The organism is Rhodopseudomonas rhenobacensis (assembly GCF_014203125.1).
In the GTDB taxonomy this organism is placed as follows: domain Bacteria; phylum Pseudomonadota; class Alphaproteobacteria; order Rhizobiales; family Xanthobacteraceae; genus Rhodopseudomonas_A; species Rhodopseudomonas_A rhenobacensis.
This window is the reverse complement of sequence record NZ_JACHIH010000011.1, coordinates 1-23,258: the sequence shown is the minus strand read 5'-3', so window position 1 is coordinate 23,258 and position 23,258 is coordinate 1. Positions and strand designations below refer to the sequence as shown.

The following is a 23,258-nucleotide window of genomic DNA, read 5'->3' as shown; positions in this document are numbered from 1 at the left end:
CATGCACATCATTGGCCGGGTCGCATGCAAGATAGTGCCAAACCGGCTCTGATCCTTGCGATAAATCAAAACCGATTTGCAGCGCAGCAGAGCGCTGAGCAGGATGCTACGTGTCTGCTCACAGCCGCGTGGCGCGGAGCCGCAAGGCGTTGCCGATCACGCTCACCGACGATAGCGACATCGCCGCGGCGGCGATGATCGGCGACAGCAACAGCCCGAACGTCGGATAGAGAATGCCCGCGGCGATCGGAATCCCGGCGCCATTGTAGACGAAAGCGAAGAACAGATTCTGTCTGATATTGCGCATCGTCGCCTGCGACAGCTTGCGCGCGCGGACGATGCCGCCGAGGTCGCCCTTGACCAGGGTGATGCCGGCGCTTTCCATCGCCACGTCGGTTCCGGTGCCCATCGCGATGCCGACGTCGGCCGCGGCGAGGGCCGGGGCGTCGTTGACGCCGTCGCCGGCCATCGCGACGATTCGCCCGGCTTTACGCAGCTTGTCGACCACCGCGCTCTTCTGCTCCGGCAGCACTTCGGATTCGACCTCGGCGATGCCGAGCTTGCGCGCCACCGCCTGCGCGGTGGTGCGGTTGTCGCCGGTCAGCATGATCACCTTGATGCCTTCGGCGGCCATCGCCTTCAACGCGTCCGGCGTCGAGGGCTTGATCGGATCGGCGATCGCGAACAGCCCGGCCAATCGGCCGTCGATCGCCATGCCGATCACGGTGGCGCCGTCACCGCGCAACTGCTCGGCGCGGGCATCCAGCGCGCTGCTGTCGACGCCGGCCGCGCTCAGCAGCGCGGCATTGCCGAGCAGCACGGTGTTGCCGTCGACTTTGCCGGTGGCGCCCTTGCCGCTCGGCGCGGTGAAATCATCGACCTTGGACAGCTCGAGTTGGCGTTCCTTGGCGGCGCGCAAAATCGCGTCGGCCAGCGGGTGCTCACTGGCGCGCTCGACGCTGGCGGCGAGCCGCAGGACGGTGGCTTCGTCAAAGCCTTCCGCGGCGACGATCGCCACCACGCTCGGCTTGCCTTCGGTCAACGTGCCGGTCTTGTCGATCACCAAGGTGTCGACCTTCTCCATCCGCTCCAGCGCTTCGGCGTTGCGGATCAGCACGCCGGCCTGGGCGCCGCGGCCGACGCCGACCATGATCGACATCGGCGTGGCGAGCCCGAGCGCGCACGGGCAGGCGATGATCAGCACGCTGACCGCGGCAACCAGCGCGTAGGTCAGCCGCGGCTCGGGGCCGAACGCCACCCAGGCGAAGAACGCGGTGATCGCCACCGCGATCACCATAGGCACGAACCAGCCGGCGACCTGATCGGCGACACGCTGGATCGGCGCGCGCGAGCGCTGCGCCTGCGCCACCATCTGCACGATGCGCGACAGCACGGTGTCGCGGCCGACCTGTTCGGCGCGCATCACGAAGCCGCCGGACTGGCTGAGCGTGCCGGCGATCACCTTGTCGCCCGGCTCGCGCGTCACCGGCAGCGATTCGCCGGTGACCAGCGATTCGTCGAGCGTGGCGCGGCCTTCCAGGATCACGCCGTCGACCGCGACTTTCTCACCGGGCCGGACGCGAATCTTGTCGCCGACCGCGAGCGCGTCGATCTCGACCTCGTGGTCGAGGCCGGCGTCGTCGATGCGGCGCGCGGTGCGCGGTGCGAGACCGAGCAGCGCCTTGATCGCGCCGGAGGTGGCCTCGCGGGCGCGCAGCTCCAGCACCTGGCCGAGCAGCACCAGCACGGTGATCACCGCGGCGGCCTCGAAATACACCGGCACCGCGCCGCCATGGCTGCGGAACGCGGCGGGAAACACCTGCGGCAGCAGCGTGCCGACCAGACTGTAGAGATAGGCCACGCCGGTGCCCATCGCGACCAGCGTGAACATGTTGAGGTTGCGGGTGATCAGCGACTGCACGCCGCGCACGAAGAACGGCCAGCCGGCCCACAGCACCACGGGCGTTGCCAGCGCAAACTGAATCCAGTTCGACAGCGTCGGGTCGACCCAATTATGCGCGCCGGCGAGATGGCCGCCCATTTCCAGCACCACAACGGGCAACGCGAGCGCAAGACCGATCCAGAACCGCCGCGTCATGTCGACCAGTTCGGCGTTCGGCGCGTCGTCGAGCGAAACCAGTTCGGGCTCCAGCGCCATGCCGCAGATCGGGCAAGTGCCGGGACCGACCTGGCGGATCTGCGGGTCCATCGGGCAGGTGTAGATGGTGCCTTCCGGCACTTCAGGCTGCGGCTTAGCTTTGGATTTGTCGAGATAGCTCTCCGGATCGGCGGCGAATTTGCTGCGGCAGCCGTTGCAGCAGAAGTGATAGGTGATGCCGTGATAGTCGAACGTCGGCTTGCCGGCATTGCTGTCGACGCTCATGCCGCACACCGGGTCGATCGCGAGGCTCGCGGCCGGCGCCGCATGATGCGCGTGGTCGTGGCCGGCGTGATCGTGGCTCGAATGATCATGCGCGCCGCCGCAGCAGGACGAGGCCGCGGCCTTGTCGCGCGATTTCGCCAGATAGCTCTCCGGATCGGCGGCGAACTTGCTCCGGCAGCCGTTGCAGCAGAAGTGATAGGTGGCGCCGTGATAATCGAACGTCGGCTTGCCGGCGGTGGTGTCGACGCTCATGCCGCAGACCGGATCGATCGCTTTCGCGGACGCGTCGCGGCGCAGTTGCGAGAGGTCGGTGAGTTGCACGAGGTCCGCGCGCGATGACGCGTCAGGCTGATGCGTGGTGGCCGCATCGACCTCTGCCTTGGGTTTGCCACAACAGCCGCGAGCCTGTTCGTTGGCGCCGTCGTTTGCCTTGGTCATCGCCGTCTCGTCCTTGCAACTGATACCCTATGGGGGTATATAGACGGAATGCGCAAAGACATCAAGGCATCGTGCCAAAAACGCCTCAGCAGAATCGAGGGTCAGGTCCGCGGACTGGCGAAGATGGTCGACGACGATCGCTACTGCATCGATATCGTCACCCAGATCTCGGCGGTGCGCGCGGCGCTGCGCCGGCTCGAGGAAGAGATTTTGAAGGATCATGTCTCGCATTGCGTCGAGCACGCCATCGCCAGCGGCGACAAGGCCGACCAGCGGCAGAAAATCCTCGAACTGATGGCGGTGATCGGCCGCGCCGATCGCTGAGCGCCGAAGGCGTTTTACGAACTACGCTTGGTCTTCTTCGGCGGCGGGCCGAACAGCGACTTCTTCAGGCTGGAGACGCCGGCGGCGAGTTGCGACCAGCCGCAGGACAGCGCGTTATCGCCGCAGGCGCTGCGCTGGCCGCGCGATGCTGCCGCGCTGCCGCTCCCAATGCCGATCGTCGGGCGCGGCGGCGACGCCGTCGATTTGGCCGGCCGCGGTGCGGTCGGGCGCCTCGCATCGGGCGTAGCACTGGCCGAGGCCAACCGGGGAGGCGGCTTGCCGCCTTGTGGTTGCGGCGCCGGCTTGCGGGCCCGCTCCGCCTCGGTCAATTCGCGCTGCCTTTGGGCGAACGCCGCGGCGATAATGTTGCGCCGCTGCTCGTCGAGGAACGCGGTGTAGTGCTGGTCGAACTGGCGTTGCTCTTCGGTCGTCGGATTGGGGCCGGCGATGTCGAAATGCCTGTCCTGCATGAAGTCGTAGTAGGTGTAGCCGCCGCCGGGCTTACGGCGTCCGGCGAACTTCGCCTCGCACTGGCTCAATAGTTCGGCGCGGGCCTCTTTGCTGGCCGCAGTTTTTTCGGCGCGCTCGGCGCAGTCCTCGTAGTCGACCGGCGCGCGCGACCACCACTGCGCATGCGCCGCCGCGGGCTGCGCGACGGCGCCGAGCCCGGCAGCGAGCAGCAGGACGAGTTTGTTGGTGTCAGTCACCGGCGCACCCCGAACAATGTCGGGAGTCTGCCTGATATTCGCCGGTTGTCACCCCCGGATTGCCGGGTTCCACGGAATTCGGGGCGGCGGCGCGGTGCCGCTAATCAGGCGGCGGGCTGCACCCGGAGTTCGTCGGCGTGGTCGAGGGTGGCGAGTTTGGCGGTCGACTTGCCGCGGCATGACCACGAGATCAGCGCTTCGTCGCCGACGATCGACAGGATGATCCCGGTGACGCTGCCATGGACGCAGGTCACCTGATCGCCGACTGAGAACGTCTCCTGCGACAGCGCGGCTTCCAGCGCGGCGCGCAGGCAGGCATCGTCGGTGCCGCCGCTGCCGCGATAGGCGGCCATCGCCTTGGCGAGCATTTCATCCGTGACTTTGATCTTGGTCGTCATGTTCAACCTCGATGGTCTGGCCACATCGGCAAACCGGGATGGTTATCCGGCCGGGCTTAACGTTCCCCTGCTGCAAAATGCGGCTGCGCGTTCCAGAGGCAATTCGACTTTCGGAGGCTCAATATTACCGCCAACAACATATCGCGCCGAAAGTCGCAAAACGGCTTGAGGTGAATCAAAAAAGCCGCCGAAATTCGGCGGCTTCTTCGATATCTCGGCCGGTCCTGGTAGTTGTCCCAGGGCTGCGAAATGATTGTGGAGTTCAGACCGCGATCGAATGGCGGACCGAGGAGTTGCGTAAATAAGTGTCAAACACCGCGGCGACCACGCGCGCCAGCGGCTCGCCGGCGGGGGTGAGCGTGAGCGCGCCGTCGGCATAGGTCAGCACGCCGTCCTTCTGGAGTTCTGCGATCGCCTCGCGTTCGCCGTCGTACCATTCCTCGGCGGCGCCGAAGATCCGGCCCACGGCGTTGAGGTCGACCTTGCCGTCGCACATGATCCGCTCGATGACGTGGGCGCGCAGGTCGTCCTGGCCCTTGAAGGCATGGCCGCGGGCGATCGGCAGCTTGCCGGCTTCGACCGCGCGCATATAGGCGCCGGTCTCGCTGATGTTCTGCACATAGCCCGACGGCGTGCGGCCGATCGAGGTGGCGCCGATGCCGATCAGGGTCGGCGAGGCGTCGGGGGTGTAGCCCTGGAAGTTGCGGTGCAGTTCGCCGGTCGCGGCGGCGACCGCGAGCGAATCGCCAGGCAACGCGAAATGGTCGATGCCGATCCGCACATAGCCGCCCTTGACCAAGGCGTCGGCGGCCGCGCGGGCCTGTTCGGCGCGCTGCGCCGGCTGCGGCAGCGATTCGTCGGGAATCATACGCTGGTTCTTGGCGACCCACGGCACATGCGCGTAGCCGAACAGCGCGACGCGGTCCGGCCGCATCTCGACGCATTGTTCAACGGTGCGGCGCAGATCCTCGGCGGTCTGGTAGGGCAGCCCGTAGATCAGGTCGAAATTGAGCCTGTTGACGCCGACCGCGCGGAACCGATCCATCGCGTGCTTGACCATCTCCGGCGGCTGGATCCGGTTGATCGCGGCCTGCACCTTGGGGTCGAACTCCTGCACGCCGAAGCTGGCGCGGGTGAAGCCGATGGCGCCGATCTTGTCGACCATGGCGTCGGTCAAGGTGCGCGGATCGCTTTCGATCGCGAGCTCGGCGCCGTCGACCAGGCGGAAGCGATCGGAGATCAGCGCCATCACCGCGCCGAGATCGTCGGGCTCCAGCACCGTGGGGGTGCCGCCGCCAAAATGCACATGGCCGACCGGCATCCGGCCCGGCATCGCACCGGCCACCAGGTCGATTTCATCCAACAGATGCTGCAGATAGGTCGCCACCGGCTCGTAGCGCGCGGCGAGCTTCATGTTGCAGCCGCAGTACCAGCACATCTGCTTGCAGAACGGCACGTGCAGATACAGCGAGATCGGCTCGTCGAGGTCGAGCTGCGCCAGCCAGCCGCGATAGATCGATTCCGGAAACTCCGCGGCGAAATGCGGTGCGGTCGGGTAGCTGGTGTAGCGCGGCACCGAACTTTTGGCGTATTTTTCCAAAGCAGATGTCATCTGATGTGTCTCTCAACTCGCCCGCGATCAATGGGCTTTCGACGAAATGACATGTCCGGCGCTGGGGCCGCTGTCGGGCGAAACAGGTTCGGCAGATTCGGCGCAACAGCCGCAGCAAGTCGAGGGAGCTGCGCCACTTGCGGCGGCCTTGGCGCAGGATCGCTCCGGGACGGCCTTCCAGTCGACCACGAAGCGGCAAGCGGCGTCGCCATGAGCCCCGCAGGCGATCTCGAAGGCGCGGGACTTCGGCGACACCAGAACCTGAAACAGCCGCTGAAACACTGCCGCGTGCCAGACGCAGACCAGGCTCTCAGCGTGCTCGCCGGCACAAATCGGATTGCCGGCGATCTCGAATACCACGTTGCGGCCTACCTGGCCGGAAAACCGCCCCGAACCTGCGAAGGTCCAGGAATGCGCCGTGATCGCCTTGACCAGCATCCGGGCCGCGAGCGGCGCCGGCAGCAGCTTCAGGATCACCTGCGCGAACTTCGGAATGCGGTTGGCGAGGATATAGTCGCCGGTCCGCAGTCCCGCATCCGTTAAAACCGCAATCGCCTGGTCGGGCGGCAGCAGCCGGCGCACCGCCTGATGGATCGCCGCCACCGGGCGTTCGTCGACCATTTCGCCGGGCGGCCGCGCCAGCCAGTCGCTGGCGCCCGCCGCGGCGAAGATCTGTTTCGCCGCGTCGTCAAGTCCAGCCGCGGTCAGCGCCTGGATCAGTTGGATCACCGCATTCGGACCGATCTTCGCCGCATGATCTCCATGCGGCGAAGCCGGTACGACGGCGGGTTTAATGGCGGCTGACTGCGCCGGCGCCATCGGCTTTGTCCATGACCTTGGCTTGCAGAGCGGCGCATTCGGCGTCTTCCGCCATCTGCTCGGTGCCGCCGCCGCAGGCGGAGACGATGGCGGGGGTGTTGGCCTTGCGCGACCGATCGGCGTTGGCTTCCCAATCCGCGGTCTGGCCGAACGCCTTCGAGCGCGTGTTGTCGAAGTGGAAGTCGACCTTCTTCTTCGACTGCGGCCCCCAATAGCCGACCCGGCCGAGATCATAGAACTTGCGTTCGAAGCCGGCCTTCAGGAATGCTTTCAGGCAGCCCAGCAGGTAGCGGCGGCGCCGCCCGGTGCCCGACCACGGATAGGAGAAGAACGCCTTGTACATGTAGAACCGGCGATAGTTGTTCATCACCCGGTCGAGCAGCTCGCCGCGCTCCATCGCCGCCGGCTTCAGGATCGGGGTGACGAAGTTGTACTTGTCGAAGTCGAACACCTCGACCTTGTCGCTCAGTTCCTTGAACAGCGGCGTGAACGGCCACGGCGTGTACATCGACCAGTTGGCGAGGTCGGGCTTCCAGTCCATCGCCATGCGATAGGTTTCTTCCAGCGTCTCGGGGGTCTCGGAATCGAGGCCGACGATGAACTGGGCTTCGCAGACGATGCCCGCTTCACGCAGCAACCGGATCGCCTTCTTGTTGTCGGAGATCTTGGTTTCTTTGTTGAACAGATCGAGCTTGAGCTGGGCCGCGGCTTCGGTGCCGAGCGAGACGTGCATCAGGCCCGCCTCGTTGTAGAATTTCAACAGCTTCTCGTCGCGCAGAATGTCGGTGACGCGGGTGTTGATGCCCCACTGCACCTTCTTGTTCAGGCCGCGGGCGATCAGCTCTTCGCAGAACTGGATGAACTTCTTGCGGTTGATGGTGGGCTCTTCGTCGGCAAGAATGAAGAAACCGACCTGGTACTTGGTGACCAACTCCTCGATCTCGTCGACCACCTTCTTGGGGTCGCGGACCCGGTAGTCGCGCCAGAATTTCCACTGCGAGCAGAACGAACAGGTGAACGGGCAGCCGCGCGCCATGTTGGGGATCGCGACCCGGGTGTTCATCGGGATGTACTTGTACATGTCCCACTTCAGGATGCCCCAGTCCGGGCTGATGCCGTCGAGGTCCTTGATGGTGGGCGCGGCCGCGGTGGCGACCACCTGGGTGCCGTCCGCGGTCTGGTCGGTGAAGGCGATGCCCTTGATGTCGTTGCGATTGGCCGGCCACTGGCCGCTCTCCACCGCGCGCGCCAGCTCGACGAGAATCTCTTCGCCTTCGCCGCGCACCACGACGTCGACCCACGGCGCTTCGGTCAGCACCTGCTGGAACATGAAGGTGGCGTGCACGCCGCCCAGCATGGTGACGCAGTCGGGATGCGCCTCCTTGGCGATCTGCAGCGTGCGTTCGGCCTTGTAGATCGACGGGGTGATCGAGGTGCAGCCGACCAGGTCGGGTTTCTCTTTGGCGATGAGCGCCTTGAGGTCGTCGTCGGAGATGTTCTCGGTCATCGCGTCGATGAAGAGGAGGTCGGTGAAGCCATTCGACTTCAGTGCGCCGGCGAGATAGGCCGCCCATGCCGGCGGCCAGTTTCCTGCGATTTCGGCGCCGCCAGAATGGTAGTTCGGATGAATGAGAATAATGCGCACTGACTCTCTCCCGTCATTGTCAAGAAAGCATGACATATTGGCTGTCAGTTAAGTTTGACTCAGATCAAACGACTGGTGCACGAGTATTGAATTTGCCCTGCGCGATCGATGCTTTGCGATGGTCTCGGCGTCGCCCGCTTGCACGGCAGCGTCGCTGCACCTCATCACCGATGATGACAATTCGCCATTGGTCGCGATCCGATCGGCGGAGCGGCGGCGGATCAGGATTCGGAGTGGAATTTGTCGTCGTGCTGAAGTGCATCGAGCGCCTGCACGTTTAGGCAATAGCGCTGATAGCCCGGCACCAGCGTGCCGGCGGCGATGTCGGCGTCGCATTCGCGCTTGTGTTCGCACGACGCACAGGCGCGACGCAGATCGTTCAGCAGCATCGGTTCTTTTTCCGCCAGCGCGCGAATGCTGATCCGCAACGCTTCCAGCAGGCAGGGCAATTCCTTGGCGTTGCTGCCCTTGGTCGCCAGCGCGCGAAGCTCGCTGGGGGAGAGGCCGAGATCCTTAACCATGTTGGCCATGGCGCGGCCGAAGGCTTCGAGTTCTTTCGGGCTCGCGGCGATTTCTTCCCACTCGCGGACGACGTCGGCCACGTTGCTGGGAACTGGGGTTGCCCTCGGCTTCTTGTTGCTCGACGAAGTCATGGACGCCTCCAAACTCAACTTTTCTTGATGCTGTCACATCTCTAACCTTGGCCGCTTGCGCCAGATCAAGAATTCTATTGCGTTGCACTGATGAATTCGGACGGGCGGCATCGCGATGCCTTGGGCGAAGCGGGCGCGCGTGTCGTGACACCGGACCCGCGATCATCTTAGGCGCAAAACTTGTCCGCGCCGCGCGGGCGCTATGGTAAGGAGCCTGGTCGGTCGCGGGCGAATGACGAGCTTGGGGACGGCACGCGCTGCGTCGGGATCGGCCGGCGGCTGCGGGCCTTGCTCTTTGACAAGAATCAACGCCAGCCTATGGCGGCCAATCAGTCTGTCCTGGGGAGGATGCAAGGTGCTAATCGCGCTGTTCGCCGACATTCACGCCAATCGGCAAGCCTTCGAGGTCTGTCTTGCGAAGGCGCGCGAGGCCGGCGCCGAGCAGATCGTGCTGCTGGGCGATTTTGTCGGCTATGGCGCCGACCCGGATTGGGTGGTGACCACCGCGATGGATCTGGTCGGCCAAGGCGCGGTGGCGGTGATGGGCAACCACGATTGCGCGGTGGGTAGTCCGAAGGTGCAGCTCAACGCCCACGCCCAGGCGGCGATGGAATGGACCCGCGGCGAACTCGGGCTGCCGCAGCGGCAGTTTCTCGCGGCCTTGCCGATGAAGGAGGAGCAGCACAGCCGGCTCTACGTGCATTCCGAGGCGAGCCGTCCGGAGAACTGGATCTACGTCACCGATTCCAGCGGCGCCTCCCGCAGCATGCAGTCGACCTTCGCCCACGTCACCTTCTGCGGCCATGTCCACAAGCCGGCGCTGTATTCGCTGTCGGTCACCGGCAAGATGACCTCGTTCGTGCCGACCAGCGGCGCGCCGATCCAGCTGTTGCCGGGCCGGCAATGGCTGGTGGTGCTGGGCTCGGTCGGCCAGCCGCGCGACGGCAATCCGGCCGCCGCCTTTGCGCTGTTCAACACCGACACCCGCGAAATCACCTATTGCCGCGCGCCGTATGACGTCGAGCAGGCGGCGGCGCGGATCCGCGACAACGGACTGCCGACCTGGCTCGCCGAACGGCTGTTGGTGGGGAAATAGCCATGACCAGCGTCTCGCCCGAGCCGGGTTCGACGGTCGACGGCTTTCTGATCGAGGAGCGCATCCATCAGGGCGGCATGGCGACGCTGCTCAACGTCAGCCGCGCCGGCTCGACCATGCCGATGGTGATGAAACTGCCGAAAATCGGCGAGGGCGAGGACCCCGCCGCGATCGTCAGCTTCGAGATGGAGCAGATGATCATGCCGCGATTGTCCGGGCTTCACGTCCCGGCCTTCGTCGCCGCCGGCGACTTTGCGGTGCAGCCCTACATCGTGATGGAGCGGATCGCCGGCAAGGCGTTGCTGTCGCGGTTGCCCGAGCTGCCGCTGCCCTATGCGGACGCCGTGGACATCGCGGCGCGGATCGCCACGGCGTTGGCCGATCTGCATCGCCAGCACGTCATCCACCACGACATCAAGCCCTCCAACATCATGTTCCGGCCGTCCGGCGAGGCCGTCGTGCTGGACTACGGCCTGGCATGCAGCGATCTGTTGCCCGACCTGATGCAGGAGGAATTCCGGCTGCCATTCGGCACCGCGCCCTATATGGCGCCGGAGCGGCTGCTCGGGGTGCGCGACGATCCGCGCAGCGACCTGTTTGCGCTCGGCGTGCTGCTGTATTTCTTCACCACGGGCGTTCGCCCGTTCGGCGAAACCGAGACCATGTACGGCATGCGCCGCCGGCTGTGGCGCGATCCGGCGCCGCCGCGCAAGCTGAAGCCGGACTATCCGTTGTGGCTGCAGGAGATCGTGCTGCGCTGCCTGGAGATCGAACCGGCGTGGCGACATCCGACCGCGGCGCAGCTGGTGTTCGACCTGACGCATCCGGCCGAGGTCAAGCTCACCGCACGCTCGGAAAAGCTGAAGCGCGACCCTTGGAGCACGGCGTTGCGCCGCCGCTTCAACCCCGACCTGAAGCAGCCGCGGCCGAAGGCGTCGCTCGCCGACGAATTGGCGTCGGCGCCGATCATCGCGGTGGCGATCGATCTTGCCGAAGGTTCCACCGCACTCAACGAGGAGCTTCGCGCGGTGGCCGAACGCACTCTGGCGACGCTGCCGTCGGCGCGGCTGGCCTGCCTCAACGTGCTGAAGCTCGGCCGCATCACCATCGACAAGACGCTGGACGAGCACGGCCACAACAAGCACGTCGATCGCCTGGTCGCGCTGCGCAACTGGGCGCAGCCGCTGAAGCTGGCGGACGACCGTCTCACCGCGCACGTGCTCGAAGCCATCGATCCGGCGGCCGCGATCCTCGACTTCGTGCACGCCAGCCACGTCAACCACATCCTGATCGGCGCACGGCGCAATTCAGCGCTGCGCAAGCTGCTCGGCAGCGTGTCGGCCAAGGTCGCGGCGGAAGCGCCGTGTACCGTCACGGTGGTGCGGCGGGCCGCCGCGGAGAAACCGACGCGGGCTACGGTCGAGAACGAGGAGGTGTCGTGAGGCTTTGAAGACCGCGCGGCGGCGCGGCGAAAACGGATCGTCAGCAGATCATCAAACGGTCATCGACCGATGCTACCCCCGGCGTCGACCACGCGGCATTCTGCACGGCGCGACGCTCGTCCCAAGTGTCGACGCTGCCCTCCAACACCACCGTATTGCCGTTCTGCACGGTGACGCGGATGGCCTTCGCCCCGATCTCCGCATGACGTTTCAGTGCCGACTCGATCTTGTCCCGGATGATGGACGTATCGACCTTCGGATTGTTGATGGCGATCAGATTGGTGACGCCCTGGACGCCGGACAGTTTGCGCACGTCGTCTTCGGCGGCGGTTCGCTCGTAATGCCAGTCGACATTGCCGCTGAGCGTGATCCATCCGTCGTTGACCTGGACCTCGATCGCATTGGCCGGGACCAAGACGTCCCAATCCAGAATGTCGGAGGCGCGTTGCGCGATCTGATCGTCGGCGGTGCGATCGAACGGATATCGCACCTCGATCGTCTCGGTGAGCGAGCGCACGCCCTTGACGCGGCGGGTTGCGGCGAGGGCTGCCAATTTTTCCGCGTAGCTGTTGACGTAGCCGCTGAGGGTGACCACGTTGTTGTCGACAACAATTCCAATATGTCCGCTGTTGAAGCTGGGGTCGAAATCAAACTCGTCAAGAATATTCTGACGCAGCTCGGAATCGGTCATGATTGGCCTCTGAGGTGGGCAGGTCTCAACCGGCCGCATCTTCTGCGCCCGCCGAACAAACACATTGATCCGAATCAAGAAGGCGTGGGGCAGAGAGTTGATCCAGATCAACCGTCGCAGCAGCGTGTACAGCTTCAGAATAGTTAAAAAGATGCGGCGCCGGATCGCATTTGTTCTGTTGTGGCAGCATCAAAGGTGAAGATTAGCGATCACGACAATACTCATTGCGCGCCGGCTCGGCATGGTTACGCTCACCGTCATCGTGTTCGGCCCATCACCTACCGCATGGCTCGACGAGCGAGCAACGCGATCAACGACTACCGGAATGCCGCGATCGTGAGCATCATCTCTCATCGGCCGCAGTTGCAAGCTTTACGCAACACCGCCGCGCCGGCTCCCCGGACCCCCGATGCCAAAGCTGTCAGCAGAGTTGGAGACCCGCATGCCTGATCCGTTGTCGCCAGACCTTTTGGAGAAGATGCACGCCTATTGGCGCGCCGCGAACTACCTCTCGGTCGGCCAGATCTATCTCCAGGACAATCCGCTGTTGGAGACGCCGCTGAGGCTGGAGCACATCAAGCCGCGGCTGCTCGGCCACTGGGGCACCACGCCGGGTCTCAACCTGCTCTATGTGCACCTCAATCGGCTGATCAAGCAGCACGATCTCAACATGATGTACATCATCGGTCCGGGCCATGGCGGCCCCGGGCTGGTGGCGAACTCCTATCTGGAAGGCTCCTACACCGAGCGCTATCCGGCGATCGAGCGCAGCCGCAACGGTATGCAGCGGCTGTTCCGGCAATTCTCCTGGCCGCACGGCATTCCAAGCCACGTCTCGCCGGAGACTCCCGGCTCGATCCATGAAGGCGGCGAACTCGGCTATTCGCTGGCGCATGCCTATGGCGCCGCGTTCGACAATCCCGATCTGATCGTCGCCTGCATCGTCGGCGACGGCGAGGCGGAGACCGGGGCGCTGGCCACCAGCTGGCATTCCAACAAGTTCCTCAACCCGGTGCGCGACGGCGCGGTGCTGCCGATCCTGCATCTCAACGGTTTCAAGATCGCCAACCCGACCGTGCTGGCCCGCATCGGCCGCGTCGAACTCACCGAATTGCTGCGCGGCTACGGCTACGAGCCGTATTTTGTCGAGGGCGACGATCCGGCCGTGGTGCACCAGCTGTTGGCCGGCACGTTGGATCGGATCCTGGCGCAGATCCGCCATATCCAGGAGGAAGCCCGCCAGCACGGCGCCACCGAGCGGCCGCGCTGGCCGATGATCGTGCTGCGCACCCCGAAGGGATGGACCGGGCCGAAATTCGTCGACAACCTGCCGGTCGAAGGCACCTGGCGCGCGCATCAGGTGCCGATCGCCGACTTCAAGGCGCCGGAGCACCTGAAGCTGCTCGAGGACTGGATGCGCAGCTACCAGCCGCAGGACTTGTTCGACGGCAACGGCAAGCTGCGCGACGACCTCGTCGCGCTGGCGCCGACCGGGCACCGGCGGATGAGCGCCAATCCGCACGCCAATGGCGGAGAACTGCTGCAGCCGTTGTCGCTGCCGGACTTCCATGATTACGCCGTGACGCTGTCCGGCCCGGGCTCGGTGCGCGCGGAATCCACCCGCGTGCTCGGCCACTATCTGCGCGACGTGATGAAGGCGAATCTCGACAGCCAGAATTTCCGGCTGTTCGGTCCCGACGAGACCGCGTCGAACCGGCTGGAAGCGGTGTTCGAGGTCTCCGGCAAAGAATGGATGGCGGAGGTCGAGGACGTCGACATCAACCTCAGCCAGGACGGCCGGGTGATGGAGGTGCTGAGCGAGCATCTGTGCCAGGGCTGGCTCGAAGGCTATCTGCTGACCGGCCGCCACGGCCTGTTCTCCTGCTACGAAGCCTTCATCCACATCATCGATTCGATGTTCAACCAGCACGCCAAATGGCTGAAGGTCTGCGCCACGATCCCGTGGCGCAAGCCGATCGGATCGCTGAACTATTTGTTGACCTCGCATGTCTGGCGCCAGGATCACAACGGCTTCTCGCATCAGGATCCCGGCTTCATCGACCACGTCGCCAACAAGAAATCCGACATCGCGCGGATCTATCTGCCGCCGGATGCCAACTGCCTGCTGTCGGTGGCCGATCACTGCCTGCGCAGCCGCAACTACGTCAACGTCATCGTCGCCGGCAAGCAGCCGGAATGGCAGTGGCTGGACATCGACGCCGCGGTGCGGCACTGCACCTCGGGCGCCGGGATCTGGCGCTTTGCCAGCAACGACGACGGCGATCCCGACGTGGTGATGGCCTGCGCCGGCGACGTGCCGACCGTCGAGGCGTTGGCGGCGGTGAAGCTGTTGCGGGAGTACGTGCCCGACATCCGCATCCGCGTGGTCAACGTCGTCGACCTGATGGTGCTGCAGCCGCGCAGCGAGCATCCGCACGGCCTCGACGACCGCGGCTTCGACGAATTGTTCACCACCGACAAGCCGGTGATCTTCGCGTTCCACGGCTATCCGTCGATGATCCACAAACTGACCTATCGCCGGCACAATCACCACAATATCCATGTCCGCGGCTACAAGGAGGAGGGCACCACCACCACGCCGTTCGACATGGTGGTGCTGAACGATCTCGACCGCTATCGGCTGGCGTTGGATGCGATCCTGCGCATCCCGCGGCTGAGCGGTCTGGCGGCGGCAGCGACCGCGCGCTACTGGGACAGCATCCAGCGCCACAAGCTCTATATCGGCGAACACGGCGACGACCTGCCGGAGATCGTCGACTGGCGCTGGACGGCGTGAGCGGATGCGCAGCGGGAGCATGACGCGATGACCGGCGCCATCCTGGTGGTCAATGCCGGCTCGTCGAGCCTGAAGTTCTCGCTGTATCCGGCCGGCGAACGTCCCACCAAGCAGGAGCTGTTGTGCAACGGCGAGGTCGCCAACATCGGCGAGGCGGCGCAGTTGCGCGCCACCGCTGCCGGCGGCGCGGTGCTGACCGAGCACCCGATCGCCGCCGCCACGCATGGGGATGCGCTGGGCAATATCCTGCGCTGGCTCGATCGCCATTTCACCGATTATCAGGTGACCGCCGCCGGGCATCGCATCGTGCACGGCGGCGCGCATTATGCGGCGCCGGTGCTGGTCGACGATGCGGTGCTGGCGACCATGCGCTCGCTGGTGCCGCTGGCGCCGCTGCACGAGCCGAACCACATCGCGGCGATCGAAGCCTTGGCGCGCTTGCATCCGGGGCTGCCGCAGGTCGCCTGCTTCGACACCGCGTTCCACCACGGCCAGTCGGAGGTCGCGACCAGCTACGCGCTGCCACGCGCGATCACCGCGGAGGGCGTGCGCCGCTACGGCTTCCACGGGCTGTCTTACGAATACATCGCCGGCGTGCTGCCGGATATGCTGGGCGAGGCCGCCGAGGGTCGCGTGGTGGTGGCCCATCTCGGCGGCGGCGTCAGCATGTGCGGGCTGCATCGCCGGCGCAGCGTCGCGACCACCATGGGCTTCACGCCGCTCGACGGCCTGCCGATGGCGACGCGCTGCGGCACCATCGATCCCTCGGTGGTGCTGTATCTGCTGGAAGAGAACGGCATGACGCCGGCCGCAGTGCGCGACCTGCTGTATCGGCACTCCGGGCTGCTCGGGGTGTCGGGGATCAGCGGCGACATGCGCACGTTGCTCGGCAGCGACGACCCGCATGCCGCCGCCGCGGTCGAGCTGTTCGTCTACCGCATCGGCCGCGAACTGGGATCGCTCGCCGCCGCGCTCGGCGGCCTCGACGCCATCGTATTCACCGCCGGGATCGGCGAGCATTCGCCCGAGATCCGCCGTCGCGTGCTGCAACAGGCGGCCTGGCTCGGCGTCGAGATCGACGAGGCCGCCGTCTCCGGGCCGCGGCTGACCTCGCCCGCCAGCCGGGTTTCGGCTTGGATCATCCCGACCGACGAGGACCTGATGGTGGCGCGGCACGCCTTTGCGCTGATCAGCGGCACCGGCGAGCCGTGACTAACTGCGCGCCGACGAGTTCCTCAAATTGTCGGGCGCCGCGTAAGCAGCCGTAAACGCATCGGGTAAAGCCTGGCCTTCGATTAACGAACCAGTCGACCGCGTTCGCTAAGTCGATCCCAACGATTTGCGATGACCGAGGACAAGGCATGAGCAGACGTCGACGCGCCGAGGTTGCGGACCGGGCCGCTCCGGCGGAGACCGTTCTCGGCCTGTTGGGCCTTCTCGTGGTCGACGACGACCCGACGCAGCGGATGCTGATCGCGGCCGCGGCGGAAAAGGCCGGCTACCAAGTGACCCAGGCCAACAGCTGCGCCGAGGGCATCGAGTTGCTGCGCGGCCGTCGCTTCGCCTGCGTGACCCTCGACCTGATGCTCGAGGACGGCGACGGCAACGAGGTGCTGCAGGCGATGGCCGATGCCGATTACCACGGGCCGGTGATCCTGATCAGCGGCATGAATGCCGAGCGGCGCAGTGCCGCGCGGCTGCTGGCGCGCTCGCTCGGCATGGAATTGCTGCACAGTTTCCCGAAGCCGATCGATCTGGCGGCGCTGCGGATCTCGCTGGCCAACCTGCGCAGCGCGCTCGCCGGACTGCCGATCGTGCACTCCTGGGGTGAAGTCCGCGGTCCGCGGTTCGATCCCGACAGCTGACGTCGAGCCGCGTCGCTGCGGTCGCCATCGCGGCGATGCCGGTAGCATTGCCAGCGTCAAACGTTCGTCGCAGCGGTTCCGCATGACGAAACGTTAAGTGTTTTCGCTGCAACGTTCGGGTTGTTGTTCGGTGCGCCGCCGATTGCGGATGCTGAGATGGCAGATCCCTCGTCTTGCCTTCGCCCGCATGCGCCACGACGTCCAACAGCTCCTCAGCGCAGCCTTTGCGGAAACAACGACATGTTCACTTTGCGACTCACTCACAAAATCAGTTCGATCGCCGCACTCGGAATTGCCGGGTTGCTGCTGCTCGGTGGACTCTATTTGTTGGGCGACGCCAAACAGGACGTGTTTCGCAAGGCCGACGACAGCGCACGCTCGCTCGAGGCGCTGCAGAACAAGGTGCTGGTGACGATCCTGCGGATGCGCCGCGCCGAAAAGGATTTCCTGCTTCGCAAGGATGAGAAGAACGTCCAGGAGCACCTGCAAATGAGCAAGGAAGTGTCCGCCGATCTCGACGATATGCGGCGGCAGGCGAGCGCGCTCGGGCAGAACGATCTTGTGCAGAACCTCAACGCGATGCAAGCCGGCACTGCGGATTACGACGCTCATTTTGCCGCGTTGACCGCCGCGCGCGTCAAGCTCGGCCTCAAGGAGGACAAGGGCCTGGAAGGCAGCTTGCGTGCCTCGGTGCACGCGATCGAGGGCGCGCTGAAGGCGTTCGACAGGCCGAGCCTGGCGGTCACCATGCTGATGATGCGGCGCCATGAGAAGGATTTCATGCTGCGCGGCGAAGCCAAATCCGGCGACGACATGAAGAAACGCGCGGCCGAGTTTTCCGCGCAACTCGCGCGATCCGATATTCCGGCGGAGGCGCAGGCCGACCTCGGCCGCAAGCTCGAAGCCTATCAGCGCGACTTCTTCGCCTGGGTCGCGACCGCGCAATTGGCCGCCAAGGAGCAGAGCGCGATTTCGGCCCGCTTCGCGGCGATCGAACCGATGATTGCGGCGGTCGAACAATCGGTCAAGCAGAGCAGCGAGGCCGCCCAGAGCGCGGAATTGACCGCGCGCGGGCAGACCAAGTCGCTGATGCAGATCAGCATCGCCGGGATCGTCGTGATCGTGGGCCTGATGGGCTTCCTGATCGGCCGCTCGGTGTCGCGGCCATTGTCGGCCATGACCAAAGCGATGCATGAGCTGGCCGATGGCAATTTCGCGATCGTGCTTCCCGGGCTCGGCCGCAAGGATGAGATCGGCGAGATCGCGCAGGCGGTCGAGACCTTCAAGGTCAAAGCCGAACGCAAGGCGCAGGAGGAATCCGAGGCCAAGGCCCGGCAGGATCGCCTGATGGCCGAGTTGCGCAAGAAGGACATGTACAAGCTCGCCGACGACTTCGAAGCCGCGGTCGGTGAGATCGTCCACACCGTCTCCTCGGCCTCGACCGAGCTCGAGGCGTCGGCGACGACGCTGACGACGACGGCGGACCGCTCGCGGGAATTGGCGACGCTGGTCGCCGCGGCGTCCGAGGAAGCCTCGACCAATGTGCAGTCGGTGGCGTCGGCGACCGAAGAGATGTCGTCGTCGGTCAACGAGATCAGCCGCCAGGTGCAGAATTCGTCGCGGATCGCCTCCGAGGCGGTGGATCAGGCCCGCAGCACCAACGATCGGGTCGGCGAGTTGTCGCAGGCGGCGAGCCGGATCGGCGACGTCGTCGAGTTGATCAACACCATCGCCGGTCAGACCAACCTGTTGGCGCTGAACGCCACCATCGAGGCGGCGCGCGCCGGTGAGGCGGGGCGCGGCTTCGCCGTTGTGGCGTCCGAGGTCAAGGCGCTGGCCGAGCAGACCGCCAAAGCCACCGGCGAGATCAGCCAGCAGATCAACGGGATTCAGAGCGCAACCCAGGGCTCGGTTGCGGCGATCCGGGAGATCGGCGTCACCATCGGCCAGATGTCGGAGATTTCGTCGACCATCGCTTCGGCGGTGGAAGAGCAGGGCGCCGCGACGCAGGAAATCTCCCGCAACGTGCAGCAGGCGGCACAAGGCACCATGCAGGTGTCGTCCAACATCAGCGACGTGCAGCTCGGCGCCAGCGAGACCGGCGCGGCTTCGGCGCAGGTGCTGTCGGCGGCGCAGTCGTTGTCGCGCGACAGCAGCCGGCTGAAGGACGAAGTCAGCAAGTTTCTGCGCACGGTCCGCGCCGCCTGATCGACGCGTCGCCGCGCGCGTTCGCATGCCACGTCCGGCGGGTTGGCCGCGCGCGCCGGGGGCTCGGAATTCTACCAGGCGCGAACTTAACAGTCCCTCAGCTTCGACCGATTAGCGTTTCGCTCACCTCGGCATCGGTCACTGGGGCGCAGGCACAACCGGGGGCCGGTGTCACCATTCCAGGCGCCGAGCGCGGCGACGAGGTCGGCGACATGGCGAAGACCATCGTGGTGATCCGGCAAAACGCCGAAGCCAAGGCCAGCGCCGAGGCGGAGGCGATCACCAAACAGGAGCACCTCGCGGCCGATCATCGCCGCCGCGACATGCACCAACTGGCCGACCGCTTCGAAGGCGCGATCGGCGAGATCATCGAGACGGTCTCCTCGGCCTCCACCGAGCTCGAATCCTCGGCCGCGACACTGACCACGACCGCGGTGCGCTCGCAGCAGCTCGCCATCGTGGTCGCCTCGGCCTCCGAGGAAGCCTCCACCAACGTGCAGTCGGTGGCCTCCGCCACCGAGGAGATGGGTTCGTCGGTCAACGAGATCAGCCGCCAGGTGCAGGACTCCGCCAGGATCGCCAACGAGGCGGTCGAGCAGGCGCGCAAGACCAACGATCGGGTCGGCGAGTTGGCGATGGCTGCGGCGCGGATCGGCGACGTCGTCGCGTTGATCAACGCGATCGCCGGGCAGACCAATCTGCTGGCGCTCAACGCGACGATCGAGGCTGCTCGCGCGGGCGAGGCCGGTCGCGGCTTCGCCGTGGTGGCGTCGGAAGTCAAGGCGCTCGCCGAGCAGACCGCGAAGGCCACCGGCGAAATCGGTCAGCAGATCTCCAGCATCCAGACCGCCACCGAGCAATCGGTCAGTGCGATCCGGGAAATCGGCGACACCATCGGCAAGATGTCGGAGATCGCCTCGACCATCGCGGCTGCGGTGGAAGAGCAGGGCGCTGCGACCCAGGAGATCTCCCGCAACGTGCAGCAGGCGGCGCAGGGCACCCAGCAGGTCTCCGCCAACATCAGCGACGTGCAGCGCGGCGCCAGCGAGACCGGCTCCGCCTCGTCGCAGGTGCTGTCCGCGGCGCAGTCGCTGTCGCGCGACAGCAGCCGGCTGAAGGACGAGGTCACGCTGTTTCTCACCACGGTGCGCGCGGCGTAACGCCGAACGCCACAGTGCGAGCGCGGCGGTCGTTAAGATTCTGCGCAACCATGAATCGAAAGTAGCATGAGCACGCGCGCGGCATTCGCGTCCTGCGTGTCATCGAGATATTTGCGCGCATTGTCACGCGCTGCGCGTTGTCGATCGTCCTCCGCCGGCCGGTATTTGTACCAACGTCAAAATTAACGGGCGGGTAGACTCGTCCAAGCTACTGCTAGCTGCTTGAGCGAGCATTGCGCGTGTAGACGAAATGTAAGGTTTGATCGGTAAAGATGGCGCCCGGTGGACGAAGATGCGAGCGACTTGCTTCGCAGCCACGCCCACGGGGCCCAAAACAGAAACGGGCAAGATGCGCGTGACGGCGGATATCGGCGATCTGTCTTCGTAAGGCGCGGCGCGAAGGGTTTGGAAAGGCGTATCGTGATGGACGACTTGTTGCGCGAGTTTTTGACGGAGACGAATGAGAGTCTGGACACGGTTGACAATCAGCTGGTCCGGTTCGAGCAGGACCCGAACAACGCCAAGATTTTGGACAACATCTTTCGTCTGGTTCACACCATCAAGGGGACCTGTGGGTTTCTAGGCTTGCCGCGATTGGAAGCGCTGGCGCACGCCGCCGAGACGCTGATGGGCAAATTCCGCGACGGCATGCCGGTGACCGGCGAAGCGGTGACGCTGATCCTGCTCACCATCGATCGCATCAAGGAGATTCTGGGCGGGCTGGAAGCCACCGAAGCCGAGCCAGAAGGCGTCGACGACGATCTGATCGGCGAGCTGGAAGTGTTGTCGCAGCGCCCGATGCCGGAGGCCGCGCCCGACGAGATCGCGCCCGAAGCGATCGCGGCTGCGCTGGCGCCCGAGGTGGAGCCCGAAATCGTCGCGACGCCCGCGGTCGCCGAGGGCACGCTGGTGCCGCAGATTCTGGAGCGCGCGCTGCGCCCCGGCGAAGTCTCGCTCGACGAATTGGAGCGGGCGTTTCGCGAGACCGAAGTCGCGGTCGAGCTGCCGCAGCCGGTGGAGGCCAAGCCCGGCCATCTGGTGGTCGAGATGAGCAGGCCGGACAGCAAGCTTGAGGCGAAGCCTTCGGCGAAGCCCGCCGCCCGTAAGAAGACCGTGGTGGAATTGGACACGCCGCCGCACGACGCCGACAAGATCGCCAACCAGTCGATCCGCGTCAATGTCGACACCCTCGAACATCTGATGACGATGGTGTCCGAGCTGGTGCTGACCCGCAATCAGCTCCTGGAGATCAGCCGCCGCCACGAGGACACCGAGTTCAAGGTGCCGTTGCAGCGGCTCTCCACCGTCACCGCCGAACTGCAGGACGGCGTGATGAAGACCAGGATGCAGCCGATCGGCAATGCCTGGCAGAAGCTGCCGCGGATCGTGCGCGATCTGTCGAGCGAACTCGGCAAGCAGATCGAACTGGAGATGCACGGCGCCGACACCGAGCTCGACCGCCAGGTGCTCGACCTGATCAAGGACCCGTTGACGCATATGGTGCGCAACTCCGCCGATCATGGCCTGGAGACTCCCGCCGAGCGCGCCGCCGCCGGCAAGCCCGAGCAGGGCACCATTCGTTTGTCGGCCTATCACGAGGGCGGCCACATCGTGCTGTCGATCGCCGATAACGGCCGCGGCCTCGACACCGCGCGGATCAAGGCCAAGGTGATCGCCAACGGGCTCGCCTCGGAAGCCGACGTCGAGAAGATGTCGGAGAGCCAGATCCACAAATACATCTTCGCGCCGGGGTTCTCCACCGCGGCCGCCGTCACCAGCGTCTCCGGCCGCGGCGTCGGCATGGACGTGGTGCGCACCAATATCGATCAGATCGGCGGCACCATCGACATCAAGTCGGTGGCCGGCGAGGGCTCCAGCGTCACCATCAAGATCCCGCTGACCTTGGCGATCGTCTCGGCGCTGATTGTCGAGTCCGCCGGCAACCGCTTCGCCATCCCGCAATTGGCGGTGGTCGAGCTGGTCCGCGCGCACGCCAATTCCGAACACAAGATCGAGCGCATCAAGGACACCCCGGTGCTGCGCTTGCGCAACAAGCTGTTGCCGCTGATGCATCTGCGGCATCTGTTGCAGATCGACGACGGCAAGGTCACCGAGCCGGAGAACGGCTTCATCGTGGTGACGCAGGTCGGCAACCAGACCTTCGGCATCGTCGTCGACGGCGTGTTCCACACCGAAGAAATCGTCGTCAAGCCGATGTCGACCAAGCTGCGGCACATCGGCATGTTCTCCGGCAACACCATCCTCGGCGACGGCGCGGTGATCATGATCGTCGACCCCAACGGCATCGCGCAGGCGCTCGGCACCTCGGTCGCAGCCCAGCACGACATCGCCGACGAGAACGCCGCCAACCGCGCCTCCTCGGCCGATCAGCTGACCTCGTTGTTGGTGTTCCGCGCCGGCTCCAAGCAGCCCAAGGCGGTGCCGCTGTCGCTGGTGACGCGTCTGGAAGAAATCGCCGCCGACAAGATCGAATACTCCAACGGCCGCCACATGGTGCAGTACCGCGATCAATTGATGCCGCTGGTCACCATGGAGGGCGTCACCGTGCAGACCTCCGGGGCGCAGCCGATCCTGGTGTTCGCCGACGACGACCGCGCGATGGGCCTGGTGGTCGACGAGATCGTCGACATCGTCGAGGAGCATCTGCAGATCGAGGTCGGCTCCAGCCACGAGGGCATTCTGGGCTCCGCGGTGATCAAGGGCGCCGCCACCGAAGTGATCGACGTCGGCCACTTCCTGCCGATGGCGTTCGCCGACTGGTTCAAGCGCAAGGAAATGCGGCCCTCCAGCTCCGCGCAGTCGATCCTGTTGGTCGACGACTCGGCGTTCTTCCGCAACATGCTGGGCCCGGTGTTGAAGGCCGCGGGCTACAAGGTGCGGCTCGCCACCAACGCGCAAGAGGGTTTGGGCGTGCTGCGCTCCGGCCAGGAGTTCGACGCCATCCTCACCGACATCGAGATGCCGGACATGAACGGCTTCGAATTCGCCGAGACCATCCG

16 protein-coding genes and 1 pseudogene are annotated in these 23,258 nt (G+C 65.4%); 9 read left to right on the top strand and 8 right to left on the bottom strand.

Annotated elements, in window-relative coordinates:
• Positions 1-118: 118 nt before the first annotated feature.
• Positions 119-2,821, bottom strand: coding sequence for a heavy metal translocating P-type ATPase (locus HNR60_RS10585; protein WP_184257172.1), 2,703 nt, complete (start codon positions 2,819-2,821; stop codon positions 119-121).
• Between the two features lie 48 nt (positions 2,822-2,869).
• On the opposite strand from HNR60_RS10585, the gene HNR60_RS10580 reads away from it, so the two are divergent.
• A complete protein-coding gene (locus tag HNR60_RS10580; RefSeq protein WP_011474233.1) occupies positions 2,870-3,145 on the top strand; it encodes a metal-sensitive transcriptional regulator in 276 nt (91 codons plus the stop codon).
• Positions 3,146-3,159: 14 nt separating this feature from the next.
• On the opposite strand, the gene HNR60_RS10575 is transcribed toward HNR60_RS10580, so the two are convergent.
• The 6 genes from HNR60_RS10575 to HNR60_RS10550 all read right to left on the bottom strand — a co-directional run bounded on the left by HNR60_RS10575 (position 3,160) and on the right by HNR60_RS10550 (position 8,979).
• Positions 3,160-3,852: a hypothetical protein gene (locus HNR60_RS10575; RefSeq protein ID WP_184257170.1), complete on the bottom strand. Its 693-nt coding sequence runs from the start codon at positions 3,850-3,852 to the stop codon at positions 3,160-3,162.
• A 104-nt stretch (positions 3,853-3,956) separates the two neighbouring features.
• Positions 3,957-4,250 (bottom strand): preprotein translocase subunit YajC, encoded by a 294-nt coding sequence (locus HNR60_RS10570; RefSeq protein ID WP_184257168.1) that lies wholly within the window; start codon positions 4,248-4,250, stop codon positions 3,957-3,959.
• Between the two features lie 262 nt (positions 4,251-4,512).
• Positions 4,513-5,862 (bottom strand): oxygen-independent coproporphyrinogen III oxidase, encoded by a 1,350-nt coding sequence (hemN, locus tag HNR60_RS10565; RefSeq protein ID WP_184257166.1) that lies wholly within the window; start codon positions 5,860-5,862, stop codon positions 4,513-4,515.
• Positions 5,863-5,889: 27 nt separating this feature from the next.
• A complete protein-coding gene (gene bchJ / locus HNR60_RS10560; RefSeq protein WP_184257164.1) occupies positions 5,890-6,681 on the bottom strand; it encodes a bacteriochlorophyll 4-vinyl reductase in 792 nt (263 codons plus the stop codon).
• Positions 6,653-8,326 (bottom strand): magnesium-protoporphyrin IX monomethyl ester anaerobic oxidative cyclase, encoded by a 1,674-nt coding sequence (gene bchE, locus HNR60_RS10555; protein ID WP_184257162.1) that lies wholly within the window; start codon positions 8,324-8,326, stop codon positions 6,653-6,655. Before bchE ends, bchJ begins: the two co-directional genes overlap by 29 nt.
• A gap of 221 nt (positions 8,327-8,547) precedes the next feature.
• Positions 8,548-8,979, bottom strand: coding sequence for a hypothetical protein (locus HNR60_RS10550; RefSeq protein ID WP_184257160.1), 432 nt, complete (start codon positions 8,977-8,979; stop codon positions 8,548-8,550).
• Positions 8,980-9,334: 355 nt separating this feature from the next.
• Between HNR60_RS10550 and HNR60_RS10545 the strand changes: the two genes are divergently transcribed.
• On the top strand, positions 9,335-10,075 hold the full coding sequence (locus tag HNR60_RS10545) for a metallophosphoesterase family protein (protein ID WP_184257158.1): 741 nt from the start codon (positions 9,335-9,337) through the stop codon (positions 10,073-10,075).
• 2 nt (positions 10,076-10,077) lie between these two features.
• A complete protein-coding gene (locus tag HNR60_RS10540) occupies positions 10,078-11,517 on the top strand; it encodes a serine/threonine protein kinase (RefSeq protein WP_184257156.1) in 1,440 nt (479 codons plus the stop codon).
• A 40-nt stretch (positions 11,518-11,557) separates the two neighbouring features.
• On the opposite strand, the gene HNR60_RS10535 is transcribed toward HNR60_RS10540, so the two are convergent.
• Entirely contained in the window at positions 11,558-12,208 is a 651-nt protein-coding gene (locus tag HNR60_RS10535) for a BON domain-containing protein (protein ID WP_184257385.1), read from the bottom strand.
• A 442-nt stretch (positions 12,209-12,650) separates the two neighbouring features.
• On the opposite strand from HNR60_RS10535, the gene HNR60_RS10530 reads away from it, so the two are divergent.
• From HNR60_RS10530 to HNR60_RS10505, 6 genes and pseudogenes are all read left to right on the top strand, one after another.
• Positions 12,651-15,005, top strand: coding sequence for a phosphoketolase family protein (locus HNR60_RS10530; RefSeq protein WP_184257154.1), 2,355 nt, complete (start codon positions 12,651-12,653; stop codon positions 15,003-15,005).
• Between the two features lie 27 nt (positions 15,006-15,032).
• Entirely contained in the window at positions 15,033-16,217 is a 1,185-nt protein-coding gene (locus tag HNR60_RS10525; RefSeq protein WP_184257152.1) for an acetate/propionate family kinase, read from the top strand.
• A gap of 149 nt (positions 16,218-16,366) precedes the next feature.
• Positions 16,367-16,870, top strand: coding sequence for a response regulator (locus tag HNR60_RS10520; protein WP_184257150.1), 504 nt, complete (start codon positions 16,367-16,369; stop codon positions 16,868-16,870).
• A 240-nt stretch (positions 16,871-17,110) separates the two neighbouring features.
• A complete protein-coding gene (locus HNR60_RS10515; RefSeq protein ID WP_184257148.1) occupies positions 17,111-19,078 on the top strand; it encodes a methyl-accepting chemotaxis protein in 1,968 nt (655 codons plus the stop codon).
• Positions 19,079-19,251: 173 nt separating this feature from the next.
• Positions 19,252-20,238: pseudogene (locus HNR60_RS10510) on the top strand (methyl-accepting chemotaxis protein); the annotation flags it as partial.
• A gap of 423 nt (positions 20,239-20,661) precedes the next feature.
• The coding region (locus HNR60_RS10505) for a hybrid sensor histidine kinase/response regulator (protein WP_184257146.1) at positions 20,662-23,258 on the top strand (2,597 nt) is incomplete at its 3' end.